Source organism: Cupriavidus sp. 01L43, from assembly GCF_056399925.1.
Genome location: NZ_JBFTSH010000002.1, coordinates 617,345 through 630,695 on the forward strand (window position 1 = coordinate 617,345; position 13,351 = coordinate 630,695).

The window sequence follows — 13,351 nt, forward strand, 5'->3', positions numbered from 1 at the left end:
CGCCCTGCCACTTGCAGCAGCGCACCGTCGCCKGGCACATCAGTGCCAGATGTTCCACGGCGACTTGATCCAGATCGCCACGATGATCAGCCAGCCTACGGTCAGCGGAATGAAGATCTTCCAACCCAGGCGCATGATCTGGTCATAGCGGTAGCGCGGGAACGATGCACGGATCCAGATGAATACCGACAGCAGCAGGAAAACCTTGATCAGCAGCCAGAAGAAGCCCGGAATCCAGTTGGTCAGCGCGCTCGAGAACGGGGGCGCCCAGCCGCCAAGGAACATCAGCGCGGTCATCGTCGAGATGACGATCATGTTGATGTATTCGGCCAGGAAGAACAGCGCGAAGCCCATGCCCGAGTATTCGATCATGTGGCCGGCGACGATTTCCGATTCGCCTTCCACCACGTCGAACGGGTGACGGTTTGTTTCCGCCACGCCCGAGATGAAGTAGACGCCGAACATCGGCAGCAGCGGCAACCAGTTCCACGAGAGCACGTTGATGCCCATGTTGGCGAAGTAGCCGGTGTTCTGGCTGTTCACGATGGCCGACAGGTTCAGGCTGCCCGACACCATCAGCACCGTCACGAGCGCGAAGCCCATGGCGATTTCATACGACACCATCTGCGCAGCGGCGCGCATCCCGCCGATGAACGCATACTTCGAGTTCGAGGCCCAACCAGCCAGGATCACGCCATAGACGCCCACCGAGCTGATCGCCATCACATAGAGCAGGCCGGCGTTCACGTCGGCCATCACCACCTCGGCCTGGAACGGGATCACCGCCCAGATCGCCACGGCCGGCATCAGCACCATCAGCGGGGCCACCAGGTACATGCCCCGGCTGACCTGCGACGGCATCATGACTTCCTTGAGCAGCAGCTTCAGCACGTCGGCAATCGGCTGCAGCAGGCCGAGCGGGCCCACGCGGTTCGGACCGATCCGCACGTGCATCCAGCCAATCAGCTTGCGCTCCCAGAGAATCAGGTAGGCCACGCACAGCAGCAGCGGGACCACGATGACCACCGCGCGGATGAGAATCCACAGCGGCGTCCACGCGCCACCGAACACGGCCTGGCCTTGCGAGGTAATCCAATCGATCATGTTGCGTTCTCGCTCTTCTTATGCGGTGGCCGCCGGCGTTGCCGTGGCCTGCTGGCCCGGCAGCTCGATGGCTTTCTCGACGGTGACGTTACCGTACAGCGCACCCAGCGTCGCGGCGGCCACGGTAGCGGCCGGCACGCGCACGGTGTTGGCCGGCAGCGTGATTTCCAGTGCGGCCGGCAGCACCACGCTACCCTCGCCCTGCGTCACGCGCACCGGGTCGCCCACCTGCACGCCCAGCTTGTCGAACAGGTCCGACGACAGCGCCACCTGCAGTGCACGGCGCGCAGCCGCGGTCAGCTGCAGCGAGTCGGCACGGCGCACGATCGGGTCGGCGTGGTAGATCGGTACATCGGCAATGCGCTCGATACCGTTGGCGGCAGCTGCCGTCACGCGGATCGGGGCATCGGTGGTGTTATTCAGTTGCGGCGCCACCGGCTTGGCCAGCACTTCCTCGCGCACGGCTTCCGCCGTGTCGAAGTCGAAGCCCGGCACGTCCAGCAGGTTGCCCAGCACGCGCAGCACCTTCCAGCCCGGACGCGATTCGCCCAGTGCGCGCACCACGCCGTTGAAGCTCTGCGGCGTGCCTTCGGCATTGACGAAGGTACCGGCGGTTTCCGTGAACGGCGTCACCGGCAGGATCACGTCGGCGTACTGCATGGCCGCTTCCGAGCGGAACGGCGACAGCACCACGACCGTACCGGCCTGGTTCAGCGCAGCCAGCGCCTTGCGGGCGTCGGCGGTGTCGAACTCGGGTTCGGCGTTCAGTACGATATAGGCCTTGCGCGGCGTGTCGAGCATCGCCTGCGCATTGGCGCCGCCTTGCTGCGGCAGCGCGCCGGCGATGTAGCCGCCGACGGTGTTGGCCGCTTCGGTCAGGAAGCCCAGCGTCGCGCCCGTTTCCGTGGCGATCCACTGTGCCAGCGCGTGCAGCGCCGAAAATTGCGGGTGGCGCACGGCCTCGTTGCCGAGGAACACCGCGCGGCGTTCGCCGGACAGCAGCGCTTCGGCCAGCTTGGCCGCGGCGTCGCCGCCATCGAAACCATCGGTACCGGCGGGAGCCGCCACGCCCTTGGCAGACGCCACGGCACGGGCCACACCGGCCAGGGCGGCGGTCCAGGCGGACGGGACCACGTCGATGCGCGTTGCCGGCATCAGCAGGTCTTCACCGCCAGCGCCCAGCACCGTCACGCGAGCGCCCTTCTTGCCAGCCTGACGCAGACGCGAGGCCAGCAGCGGGTGATCCTTGCGCAACGACGAACCAATCACGAGCACGCGTTGCAGCGTGGTCACGTCGGCCACCGGCATGCCGAGCCACGGCGTGCCCTTCAGGGCTGCCGAGAAATCGGTCTGGCGCAGGCGGAAGTCGATGTTGTCGCTGCCGAGGCCGCGCACCAGCTTGCCGAGCAGGTACATCTCTTCGAGCGTGCTGTGCGGGCTGGCCAGCGCGGCGATCTGGTCGGCGCCATGGTCGCGCTTGATGCTCGCGAGGCCGTTGGCCACGTATTCCAGCGCGGTCTGCCAGTCGGTTTCCATCCATTCGCCACCCTGCTTCAGCAGCGGACGCACCAGGCGGTCCGGGCTGTTCAGGCCTTCATAGGCGAAGCGGTCCTTGTCCGACAGCCAGCACTCGTTGATCTCTTCGTTTTCCAGCGGCAGCACGCGCATGACGCGCTGGTTCTTGGTCTGGATCACGAGGTTCGCGCCCAGGCCATCGTGCGGCGACACCGACTTGCGGCGCGCCAGTTCCCACGTACGGGCCGAGTAGCGGAACGGCTTGCTCGTCAGCGCGCCAACCGGGCACAGGTCGATCATGTTGCCGGACAGTTCCGAATCCACGGTCTGGCCGACGAAGGTCGTGATTTCCGAGTGCTCGCCACGGTTCAGCATGCCCAGTTCCATCACGCCGGCCACTTCCTGGCCGAAGCGCACGCAACGGGTGCAGTGGATGCAGCGGGTCATCTCCTCCATGGAGATCAGCGGGCCCACATTCTTGTGGAACACCACGCGCTTCTCTTCCTTGTAGCGCGACTCCGACGCACCGTAGCCCACCGCCAGATCCTGGAGCTGGCATTCGCCGCCCTGATCGCAGATCGGGCAGTCGAGCGGGTGGTTGATCAGCAGGAATTCCATCACGGACTTCTGGGCCTTGACGGCCTTTTCAGAGTTCGTGAAGACCTTCATGCCGGGCGTCACCGGCGTGGCGCAGGCGGGCAGCGCCTTGGGCGCCTTCTCCACTTCCACCAGGCACATGCGGCAGTTCGCCGCGATGGAGAGTTTGCGGTGGTAGCAGAAATGCGGGATGTAAGTGCCCAGCTTGCGGGCGGCTTCCATCACGAGGCTGCCTTCCGCAACCTCTACCTTCTTGCCGTCGATCTCGAGTTCAACCATGTTCTGCCACGCTTAAGAATGGGCCGGGACCATGCACTGCTTGTGTTCGACGTGATACTCGAACTCTTTCCAGTAGTGCTTGAGCATGCCGCGTACCGGCATCGCCGCTGCATCGCCGAGCGCGCAGATCGTGCGCCCCATGATGTTTTCCGCGACGTTGTTGAGCAGGTCCAGGTCTTCCTGGCGCCCTTCTCCGTGTTCAATGCGATTGACCATGCGATAGAGCCAGCCGGTGCCTTCGCGGCACGGCGTGCACTGGCCGCACGATTCTTCAAAGTAGAAATACGACAGGCGCAGCAGCGAGCGCACCATGCAGCGCGTTTCGTCCATGACGATCACGGCGCCCGAGCCCAGCATCGAGCCGGCCTTGGCGATCGAGTCGTAGTCCATGTCCGACGCCATCATCAGGTCGCCCGGCACCACCGGAGCGGACGAGCCGCCCGGAATCACCGCCTTGATGCGCTTGCCACCGCGCATGCCGCCAGCCAGCTCGAGCAGCGTCGAGAACGGCGTGCCCAGCGGGATCTCGTAGTTGCCCGGACGCTCGATGTCACCCGAGATCGAGAAGATCTTGGTGCCGCCGTTGTTCGGCTTGCCCAGCTTGAGATAGTTTTCCGGGCCCACTTCCAGCAGGAAGGGCACCGCGGCAAACGTCTCGGTGTTGTTGATCGTGGTCGGCTTGCCGTACAGGCCGAAGCTCGCCGGGAAAGGCGGCTTGAAGCGCGGCTGGCCCTTCTTGCCTTCGAGCGACTCCAGCAGCGCCGTTTCCTCGCCGCAGATGTAGGCGCCGTAGCCATGGTGCGCATGGAGCTGGAAGTCGAAGTCCGAGCCCATGATCTTGTCGCCGAGGAACCCGGCCGCACGCGCTTCCTCGAGGGCTTCCTCGAAGATCTTGTACTCGTTCCAGATCTCGCCGTGGATGTAGTTGTAACCCACGGTGATGCCCATCGCATACGCGCCGATGGCCATGCCCTCGATCAGCGAATGCGGGTTGTAGCGGATGATGTCGCGGTCCTTGAACGTGCCCGGCTCACCCTCGTCCGTATTGCAGACGAGGTACTTCTGGCCCGGGAACGCACGCGGCATGAAGCTCCACTTCAGGCCCGTGGGGAAGCCAGCGCCGCCACGGCCGCGCAGGCCAGACGCCTTGACGTCCGCAATCACCTGCTCGGGCGGAATCTTTTCGGTCAGGATCCGGCGCAGCTGCTTGTAGCCGCCGCGCTTGACGTAGTCTTCGAGGTGCCAGTTCTTGCCGTCCAGGCCGGCCAGGATCAGCGGCTTGATGTGACGGTCGTGCAGAGAGGTCATGTTACTTGGCTCCCTTGGCAGCTTCGGTCTTCAGCTCGTCGACCAGCGCGTCGAGCTTGTCATTGCTCATGAAGCTGCACATACGGGTGTTGTTCACGATCATCACCGGTGCATCGCCGCAGGCGCCCATGCATTCACCCTCTTTCAGGGTGAAGCAGCCGTCGGCGGTGGTCTCGTTATAGTCGATGCCGAGCTTGCGCTTCAGGTAGTCGCCCGCGCGGTCGCCGCCGGACAGTGCGCACGGCAGGTTGGTGCAGACGGTGAGCTTGTACTTGCCCACCGGCTTGGTGTCATACATGTTGTAGAACGTGGCCACCTCTTCCACCCACACGGGCGGCATGTCGAGGTAGCTGGCGACGAACTGCATGACTTCGGGGGAAACCCAGCCCACCTCGCCCTGTGCCACGGCGAGTGCCGCCATCACGGCCGACTGTTTCTGGTCGGTCGGATACTTCGCGATCGCGCGATCGATTTCCTTGAGAGCTTCTGCTGATAGCATGGTCATTGCAGTAATACGGCGGACGCCGGCTCGCGGCCTCCGCTGGTTTGCAGCCGTCGCTGCCATGTTCCGCCGGCCAGGTCGCACTGCGCCTCGCCGGTCCGTCGCAGGCATCGCCTGCCGCCCCCGTCACTCGCGGGGCCGGCCGCATGAACCCGAATCGTCGTCCGGGTGACGGCCTTTACGCCTGGGTGGAGACTCCCCGTCTCCGGATTCTCGATCGACTTAGCGGTCGATCTCGCCGAACACGATGTCCTGCGTCCCGATGATCGTCACGGCATCGGCGATCATGTGTCCCCTGGCCATTTCGTCCAGCGCGGCCAGGTGGGCAAAGCCAGGTGCACGGATCTTCAGACGGTACGGCTTGTTCGCGCCGTCCGAGATCGCATAGATACCGAACTCGCCCTTCGGGTGCTCCACCGCCGCGTAAGCCTCGCCAGCCGGCACGTGAATGCCTTCGGTGAACAGCTTGAAGTGGTGGATCAGCTCTTCCATGTTGGACTTCATGTCCACGCGCGAGGGCGGCGCCACCTTGTGGTTCTCGGTGATCACCGGGCCCGGGTTGCGGCGCAGCCAGTCCACGCACTGCTTGATGATCCGGTTCGACTGGCGCATCTCTTCCACGCGCACCAGGTAGCGCGCGTAGCAGTCGCCGCCGGTGCCAATGGGGATGTCGAAGTCGAGCTGGTCGTACACCTCGTAGGGCTGCTTCTTGCGCAGATCCCACTCGATGCCCGAGCCGCGCAGCATCGGGCCGGTAAAGCCCATCTGCAGTGCCCGCTCGGGGCTGACCACGCCGATGTCTACCAGACGCTGCTTCCAGATACGGTTATCGGTCAGAAGCGTCTCATATTCATCCACGTACGTCGGAAAACGATTCGTGAAGTCCTCGATGAAGTCCAGCAGCGAGCCCGAACGGGCTTCGTTCATCACCTTGATGGCACGCTCGTTGTGGATCTTCGACGCCCGGTATTGCGGCATCGTGTCAGGCAGGTCGCGGTAGACGCCGCCCGGACGGTAGTAGGCCGCGTGCATCCGCGCGCCCGACACCGCCTCGTACATGTCGAACATGTCCTCGCGCTCACGGAACGCGTAGAGGAACACCGCCATCGCGCCCACGTCGAGCGCGTGCGAGCCGATCCACATCAGGTGGTTCAGCAGGCGGGTGATTTCGTCGAACATCACGCGGATGTACTGCGCACGCACCGGCACCTCGAGGCCCAGCAGGCGCTCGATGGCCATCACGTAGGCGTGTTCGTTGACCATCATCGACACGTAGTCGAGACGGTCCATGTACGGCACGCTCTGGATCCAGGTCTTCTGTTCGGCCAGCTTCTCGGTGGCACGGTGCAGCAGGCCGATGTGGGGGTCGGCACGCTGGATGACTTCGCCGTCCAGCTCGAGCACCAGGCGCAGCACGCCGTGCGCTGCCGGGTGTTGCGGGCCGAAGTTCAGGGTGTAGTTCTTGATATCTGCCATGACGTCGATCTCAGTGCTGCACGCCGCCGTAGTTTTCCTCGCGAATCACGCGAGGCGTGACTTCGCGCGGCTCGATCGTCACCGGCTGGTAGATCACCCGCTTCTGTTCCGGGTCGTAGCGCATTTCTACGAAACCAGAAACCGGGAAATCCTTGCGGAACGGGTGGCCGACGAAACCATAGTCGGTCAGGATGCGGCGCAGGTCCGGATGGCCTTCGAACACGATGCCGTAGAAATCGAAGGCTTCGCGCTCGAACCAGTTGGCCGAGTTCCACACGTCGATCAGCGACGGCACCACGGGCAGGTCGTCATCCGGCGCGAACACGCGCAGGCGCAGGCGCCAGTTGTGCGTGATCGAGATCAGGTGCGACACGGCCGCGAAGCGCAGGCCGTCCCAGGCGCCATCGGCGTAATCGGAATAGTCGACGCCGCAGATATCCAGCAGCTGCTCGAAGCGCAGCGACGGTTCGTCGCGCAGCAGCCGGGCCACGTCGAGGTAGTCGTCGGCCTTGACGATCAGCGTCAGTTCGCCAACCGCTTCGACCAGGCTCTGCACGCGCTTGCCGAGAACCTTTTCGAGCGCGGCCTTGAGGGTGTCCAGGTTATTCGCCATGTCAGCCCTTGCGCGCAATGGTGTTGGTACGCTTGATCTTGTTCTGGAGCTGGATCACGCCGTAGATCAGCGCTTCCGCCGTCGGCGGGCAGCCCGGAACATAGATGTCGACCGGCACGATGCGGTCGCAGCCACGCACCACCGAATACGAGTAGTGGTAGTAGCCGCCGCCATTGGCGCACGAGCCCATCGAGATCACCCAACGCGGCTCGGCCATCTGGTCGTAGACCTTGCGGAGCGCGGGGGCCATCTTGTTGCACAGCGTGCCGGCCACGATCATCACGTCCGACTGACGCGGCGACGGGCGGAAAATCACGCCGAACCGGTCCATGTCGTAGCGCGCGGCGCCGGCATGCATCATTTCCACGGCACAGCAGGCCAGGCCGAACGTCATCGGCCAGAGCGAGCCCGTGCGGGTCCAGTTGATCAGCTTGTCAGCGGTAGTCGTGACAAAACCTTCGTTGAGAACGCCTTCGATTGCCATTTCACATCACTCCCAATCGAGCGCGCCCTTTTTCCAGATGTAGACGAAGCCCACGATGAATTCCAGCAGAAACACGCCCATGGCGATGAATCCCGGCCAACCGATTTCCTTGAGGGCGACACCCCACGGAAACAGGAAGGCAGTTTCGAGATCGAACAGGATAAAGAGGATGGCGATGAGGTAGTAGCGCACGTCGAACTTCATGCGCGCGTCCTCGAACGCTTCGAAGCCGCACTCGTAGGGCGACAGCTTCGCGGTATCAGGATTGTTGGGACCGAGTATCCGACCAATGGACATCAGTGCCACACCGAGCACGACGCCAAAGAGGATGAAGATGAGGACGGGGAAGTAGGCTTCGAGAGTCAAGATACGGCCAGCCTTATCTGGAATGTTGTCAACAGCACCAGCTGAAGCGGCGTCCTGTTGCCCACCCCAAGCGCCATCCCGTCTTAGCTACGGCGCCGCCTTGCGGACTGCCGGCGCCGCAATCCAAAGCATGGCCCGAGGGCCGGCTCCGGACGGACGCCGATCAAGTTGTTTGGTGCCGACGGCGAGACTCGAACTCGCACAGCTTTCGCCACTACCCCCTCAAGATAGCGTGTCTACCAATTTCACCACGTCGGCTGGGGGAGAAACAATATTGCCTTGCGCCGGGTTTTTACACCCTCCGGAGCCTGCGTGGAAGAAGCTTTCTTCCGCTTTGGGCCCCGTCGCTGGGGAATCGTTTCAAGCCTTGCATTCTAACCCAAGATCCCTGAATTGTTCAACGCACAACTTTAAAAAAACTCAGGAATCAGCCAGAACACAGGCGGATTATTTCGGTACAGCAGGACCTGCCGGAGCCGAGGCCGCAGCGGCCGCGGGCGCCGATGCACCAGCCGGCGCGGAGGCCGGCGTGGGCTGCTGCGCGGCACCCATCACGCCCAGCGAAGCGCTGGGCTTGTAGTTGCCCAGCAGCGTCAGGCCCAGCGTGCAGACAAAGAACAACGATGCGAGCACGGCCGTGGTACGCGACAGGAAGTTCGCGGAGCCCGAGGCGCCGAACAGGCTGCCCGACGCACCGGAGCCGAACGCCGCACCGACATCGGCGCCCTTGCCGTGCTGCAGCAGGACCAGTGCGATCACGCCCAGCGCGGACAGGACCTGCACGATTACCAACAAAGTCTTGAAGATTGCCATTTGGTTGAATTCGTTTCGAACTTGCCTGATCAGACGATCGGAACCGGCATCAGGCGTTGCCGATCGCGAGGAAATCATCCGCCTTCAGCGAGGCGCCACCAATCAGGCCCCCGTCGATGTCGGACATGGAAAACAGTTCGGCCGCATTGTCCGGCTTCACGCTACCGCCGTACAGGATGGCCATGCGCGATGCCACGCCAGCGTCCTTGCCTGCCACCTGCCCACGCAGGACGGCATGCACGGCTTGCGCCTGGGCGCTGGTGGCGGTCTTGCCGGTGCCGATCGCCCAGACGGGCTCATAGGCCAGAACAATCCGACCCAGCTGCTCGATAGACAGCGCATCCAGCACGGCTTGCAACTGACGACCGACCACGGCCTCGGTCTGCCCGGCCTCGCGCTCGGCCAGCGTCTCACCGACGCAGACCACGGGCACGATGCCAAATTCGAGCGCCCGTAGCGCCTTGGCCGCCACGGTGGTGTCGGTTTCGCCGTGATAGGTGCGACGCTCGGAATGGCCGACCAGCGCGTAGCTCACCCCGAACTCGGCCAGCATCGATGCCGCGACCTCGCCCGTGAAGGCGCCACGTGCTTCAGCCGACACATCCTGGGCACCCCAGGCCACTTGCGAGCCCGACAACAGCATCTGGCACTGGGCAAGATAGGGGAACGGTGCGCAAACAGCCAGCGTCGCGCGGGCCGAAGCCGCCTTGATACCGTCGAGCAGCGCCGCATTGGCGGCCAGGCTGCCGTGCATCTTCCAGTTGCCGATGACCAGCTTTTGTCTCACAAGCGCCCCCTCTGAAATAAACCCGCTATTGTAGCGTGGCCGGAAGGGGTCCGCCACAACGGGCGGACAATTGCATACACGCCGCCGATCCGGCGCAACAGGACGCCCCGTCGCGCCGATCGGCCGTCCGTTACCAGGTCAGCACGATCTTGCCGATATGCTCGCTCGACTCCATCAGGCGATGGGCGTCGGCAGCCTGCGCGGCCGGGAAGACCTGGTGGATCACCGGCTTGATCTTGCCGGCCGCCAGCAGCGGCCACACCTGCTGGTGCAGCGCTTCGGCAATCTTGCCCTTGAACGACGACGGGCGGGGCCGCAGCGTCGAGCCCGTCACGGTGATCCGGCGGCGCAGGATGTCGCCCAGCGGAATCTCGGCCTTGCCGCCGCCCAGCAGGGCGATGATGACGATGCGGCCGTCATCGGCGATGCACGACAACTCGCGCGCCAGGTACGAGCCGGCCACCATGTCGAGGATCACGTCCACGCCCTTGCCTTCCGTCAGCGCCTTGACCTCGGCCACGAAGTCCTGGGTCTTGTAGTTGATCGCGCGATCGGCGCCCAAGTCCTCGCAGGCCTTGCACTTCTCGTCGCTGCCAGCCGTCACGAAGACCTTGAAGCCGAGCGCCTTGGCGATCTGGATGGCGGTCGTGCCGATACCGCTCGAGCCGCCCTGGATCAGCAGCGTCTCGTCCTTGCCGCGCGGGCCCTGACCCAGCAGGCCACGGTCGAACACATTGCTCCAGACCGTGAAGAAGGTCTCGGGCAGCGCGGCGGCCTCGATATCGGACAGGCCCGCCGGCACCGGCAGGCATTGCGCCACCGGGGCCGTGCACAGCTCGGCGTAGCCGCCGCCCTGCACCAGCGCGCAGACGCGGTCGCCCACCTTCAGGCCGAAGCGATTGTCGGCGTGCGACAGGTCGCCGCCCACCACCACGCCCGCCACTTCCAGGCCGGGCAGGTCAGAAGCACCCGGCGGCACCGGATAGTTGCCGGTGCGCTGGAACACATCGGGACGATTGATGCCGGCCGCCGCCACGCGGATCAGGATCTCGCCCGCCTTCGGCTCCGGATCGGGGCGCTCGGCCAGTTGCAGGACTTCGGGCGCGCCGTATTCACGGATCTCGATGGCTTTCATGATCGTTCCTCATCAGTGTGTCGTGCGTGGCATGCGGCCTGGGCAAACCCTTCCGCATGGAATGACCGGCAGTGTAAACAAAAAAGCGGCTGGACATCGCCAGCCGCTTTTTTGGTACTACGAGGACTACGGATACTGCCGAACCGGCTTACTGCTGGTCGGGCGAGGCCGGCGCCGCCGGGGCGTCGCTCTGGACGATCGGGCTGATGCTGCCGCCCTCTTCCGCCAGCGCTGCCTTCAGCGACAGGCGCAGACGACCCTTCTCGTCGGCCTGGATCAGCTTCACGCGCACCTGTTGGCCTTCCTTCAGCCAGTCCTTGATGTCCTTCACGCGCTCATTGACGATCTCGCTGATGTGCAGCAGACCGTCCTTGCCCGGCAGGATGTTCACGATGGCGCCGAAGTCCAGCAGCTTCAGCACGGTACCGGCGTAGATCTTGCCCACTTCGGCTTCCGCGGTGATGCCCTCGATGCGGCGCTTGGCTTCCGCCATGCCTTCGGTCGAGGTCGACGCGATCGTGATCGTGCCGTCTTCGCCGATGTCGATGGTCGTACCGGTTTCCTTGGTCAGGGCCTGGATGGTCGAGCCGCCCTTGCCGATGACTTCGCGGATCTTGTCCGGATGGATCTTCATCGTGATCATGCGCGGTGCGTGTGCCGACAGTTCGGTACGCGCATGGCCCATCGCGCCCTGCATGTTCTGCAGGATGTGGATGCGGCCTTCGCGGGCTTGCGCCAGCGCCACCTGCATGATTTCCTTCGTGATGCCCTGGACCTTGATGTCCATCTGCAGCGCGGTAATGCCCGCGTCGGTGCCGGCCACCTTGAAGTCCATGTCGCCCAGGTGATCTTCATCACCCAGGATGTCGGTCAGCACGGCAAACTTGTTGCCTTCCAGGATCAGGCCCATGGCCACGCCGGCCACGTGTGCCTTGACCGGAACGCCGGCGTCCATCAGTGCCAGGCAGCCGCCGCAGACCGAAGCCATCGACGACGAACCGTTCGATTCGGTGATTTCCGACACCAGGCGGATCGTGTACGCGAACTCGTCGTCCTTCGGCAGGACCGGAATCAGCGCGCGCTTGGCCAGACGGCCGTGACCGATTTCACGACGCTTCGGGCTACCCACGCGGCCCGTCTCGCCAGTGGCGAACGGGGGCATGTTGTAGTGGAGCATGAAGCGGTCGCGGTATTCGCCAGCCAGCGCGTCGATGATCTGCTCGTCGCTCTTGGTACCCAGCGTGGCCACCACCAGCGCCTGGGTTTCCCCACGCGTGAACAGGGCGGAGCCGTGCGCGCGCGGCAGCACCGACGAGCGGATCTCGATCGGGCGCACGGTGCGCGTGTCGCGGCCGTCGATGCGCGGCTCGCCGGCCAGGATCTGGCCACGGACGATCTTCGCTTCGAGGTCGAACAGGATGTTGCCGACTTCCACCTTCTCGGCTTCCACGCCAGCTTCGGCCAGACCAGCCGTCACCGAGGCGTAGACTTCCTTCAGCTTCTGGCTGCGGGCCGACTTCTGGCGCAGCTGGTAGGCTTCCTGCAGCAGCGGCAGGCCGATCTCGCCAACCTTGGCGATCAGCGGCTCGTTCTTGGCTGCCGGGGCCCAGTCCCACTCGGGCTTGCCGCCGTCGCGCACCAGGTCGTGGATCGCGTTGATGGCGATCTGCATCTGCTCATGGCCGTACACGACGGCGCCCAGCATCACTTCTTCCGACAGCTGTTGCGCTTCCGATTCCACCATCAGCACGGCACGCTCGGTACCGGCCACCACCAGGTCCAGGTCGGACGCGGCGATCTGCGAGCGGGTCGGGTTCAGCAGGTACTGGCCATCCTTGTAGCCCACGCGGGCGGCGCCCACCGGGCCATTGAAGGGGATGCCCGACACGGCCAGCGCGGCGGACGCGCCGATCAGCGCGGGGATGTCGGCCGGCACTTCCGGGTTGATCGACAGCACGTGGATCACCACCTGCACTTCGTTGTAGAAGCCTTCCGGGAACAGCGGGCGCAGCGGACGGTCGATCAGGCGCGAGGTCAGCGTCTCGTTTTCCGACGGACGGCCTTCACGCTTGAAGAAGCCACCGGGGATCTTGCCCGCAGCGTAGGTCTTTTCGATGTAGTCGACGGTCAGCGGGAAGAAGTCCTGGCCCGCCTTCGGGCTCTTGGCGGCCACCACGGTGGCCAGCACCACGGTGTCTTCCACGTCGACGATCACGGCACCGCCAGCCTGGCGGGCGACTTCGCCGGTTTCCATGCGGACCGTATGCTGGCCCCATTGGAATTCCTTGACGATCTTGTTGAACATGGTCATGAGCGTTTCCTTGATACATGCATGCGGGGCGCACACACGCGCGTCCCGCGACGCCTGCGCT

The 13,351-nt window shown here is 64.4% G+C and carries 12 protein-coding genes and 1 tRNA gene; all 13 read right to left on the minus strand.

The features are described 5' to 3' along the window. Nucleotides 1-39: 39 nt before the first annotated feature. The 13 genes from nuoH to pnp all read right to left on the minus strand — a co-directional run bounded on the left by nuoH (nt 40) and on the right by pnp (nt 13,290). Complete coding sequence (nuoH, locus tag AC1DP9_RS05975; protein WP_092292399.1) at nt 40-1,104, minus strand: NADH-quinone oxidoreductase subunit NuoH; 1,065 nt, start codon at nt 1,102-1,104, stop codon at nt 40-42. Between the two features lie 18 nt (nt 1,105-1,122). Then, on the minus strand, nt 1,123-3,495 hold the full coding sequence (gene nuoG / locus AC1DP9_RS05980; RefSeq protein ID WP_477106846.1) for an NADH-quinone oxidoreductase subunit NuoG: 2,373 nt from the start codon (nt 3,493-3,495) through the stop codon (nt 1,123-1,125). Between the two features lie 12 nt (nt 3,496-3,507). Continuing rightward, the gene (gene nuoF, locus AC1DP9_RS05985) at nt 3,508-4,803 is read right to left on the minus strand and encodes an NADH-quinone oxidoreductase subunit NuoF (protein ID WP_092292395.1); all 1,296 of its coding nucleotides are present in this window, start codon (nt 4,801-4,803) and stop codon (nt 3,508-3,510) included. A gap of 1 nt (nt 4,804) precedes the next feature. After that, nucleotides 4,805-5,302, minus strand: a complete 498-nt coding sequence (gene nuoE / locus AC1DP9_RS05990; RefSeq protein WP_092293283.1) for an NADH-quinone oxidoreductase subunit NuoE — start codon at nt 5,300-5,302, stop codon at nt 4,805-4,807. Nucleotides 5,303-5,527: 225 nt separating this feature from the next. Beyond that, on the minus strand, nt 5,528-6,781 hold the full coding sequence (locus AC1DP9_RS05995; RefSeq protein ID WP_092292393.1) for an NADH-quinone oxidoreductase subunit D: 1,254 nt from the start codon (nt 6,779-6,781) through the stop codon (nt 5,528-5,530). Nucleotides 6,782-6,791: 10 nt separating this feature from the next. Next, nucleotides 6,792-7,394 carry an NADH-quinone oxidoreductase subunit C gene (locus AC1DP9_RS06000; RefSeq protein ID WP_092292391.1) on the minus strand — a complete coding sequence of 201 codons (603 nt, stop codon included), beginning with the start codon at nt 7,392-7,394 and terminating at the stop codon, nt 6,792-6,794. A gap of 1 nt (nt 7,395) precedes the next feature. Next, nucleotides 7,396-7,878, minus strand: coding sequence for a NuoB/complex I 20 kDa subunit family protein (locus AC1DP9_RS06005; RefSeq protein WP_008643342.1), 483 nt, complete (start codon nt 7,876-7,878; stop codon nt 7,396-7,398). 6 nt (nt 7,879-7,884) lie between these two features. Next, nucleotides 7,885-8,244, minus strand: coding sequence for an NADH-quinone oxidoreductase subunit A (locus AC1DP9_RS06010; protein ID WP_092292389.1), 360 nt, complete (start codon nt 8,242-8,244; stop codon nt 7,885-7,887). Between the two features lie 173 nt (nt 8,245-8,417). Then, nucleotides 8,418-8,502: transfer RNA gene (locus AC1DP9_RS06015), tRNA-Leu, on the minus strand. A 189-nt stretch (nt 8,503-8,691) separates the two neighbouring features. Beyond that, nucleotides 8,692-9,057 (minus strand): preprotein translocase subunit SecG, encoded by a 366-nt coding sequence (gene secG, locus AC1DP9_RS06020; protein WP_092292387.1) that lies wholly within the window; start codon nt 9,055-9,057, stop codon nt 8,692-8,694. A 49-nt stretch (nt 9,058-9,106) separates the two neighbouring features. Further along, complete coding sequence (gene tpiA, locus AC1DP9_RS06025) at nt 9,107-9,844, minus strand: triose-phosphate isomerase (protein ID WP_477106847.1); 738 nt, start codon at nt 9,842-9,844, stop codon at nt 9,107-9,109. A gap of 130 nt (nt 9,845-9,974) precedes the next feature. After that, nucleotides 9,975-10,979 carry an NAD(P)H-quinone oxidoreductase gene (locus AC1DP9_RS06030; RefSeq protein WP_477106848.1) on the minus strand — a complete coding sequence of 335 codons (1,005 nt, stop codon included), beginning with the start codon at nt 10,977-10,979 and terminating at the stop codon, nt 9,975-9,977. Nucleotides 10,980-11,127: 148 nt separating this feature from the next. Beyond that, nucleotides 11,128-13,290, minus strand: coding sequence for a polyribonucleotide nucleotidyltransferase (gene pnp / locus AC1DP9_RS06035; protein ID WP_092292381.1), 2,163 nt, complete (start codon nt 13,288-13,290; stop codon nt 11,128-11,130). Nucleotides 13,291-13,351: the final 61 nt, after the last annotated feature.

Coding starts and splice junctions, on each gene's coding strand:
- nuoH (WP_092292399.1), bottom strand. CDS start 1,104: ATGATCGATTGGATTACCTCGCAAGGCCAGGCCGTGTTCGGTGGCGCG.
- nuoG (WP_477106846.1), bottom strand. CDS start 3,495: ATGGTTGAACTCGAGATCGACGGCAAGAAGGTAGAGGTTGCGGAAGGC.
- nuoF (WP_092292395.1), bottom strand. CDS start 4,803: ATGACCTCTCTGCACGACCGTCACATCAAGCCGCTGATCCTGGCCGGC.
- nuoE (WP_092293283.1), bottom strand. CDS start 5,302: ATGCTATCAGCAGAAGCTCTCAAGGAAATCGATCGCGCGATCGCGAAG.
- AC1DP9_RS05995 (WP_092292393.1), bottom strand. CDS start 6,781: ATGGCAGATATCAAGAACTACACCCTGAACTTCGGCCCGCAACACCCG.
- AC1DP9_RS06000 (WP_092292391.1), bottom strand. CDS start 7,394: ATGGCGAATAACCTGGACACCCTCAAGGCCGCGCTCGAAAAGGTTCTC.
- AC1DP9_RS06005 (WP_008643342.1), bottom strand. CDS start 7,878: ATGGCAATCGAAGGCGTTCTCAACGAAGGTTTTGTCACGACTACCGCT.
- secG (WP_092292387.1), bottom strand. CDS start 9,057: ATGGCAATCTTCAAGACTTTGTTGGTAATCGTGCAGGTCCTGTCCGCG.
- AC1DP9_RS06030 (WP_477106848.1), bottom strand. CDS start 10,979: ATGAAAGCCATCGAGATCCGTGAATACGGCGCGCCCGAAGTCCTGCAA.
- pnp (WP_092292381.1), bottom strand. CDS start 13,290: ATGACCATGTTCAACAAGATCGTCAAGGAATTCCAATGGGGCCAGCAT.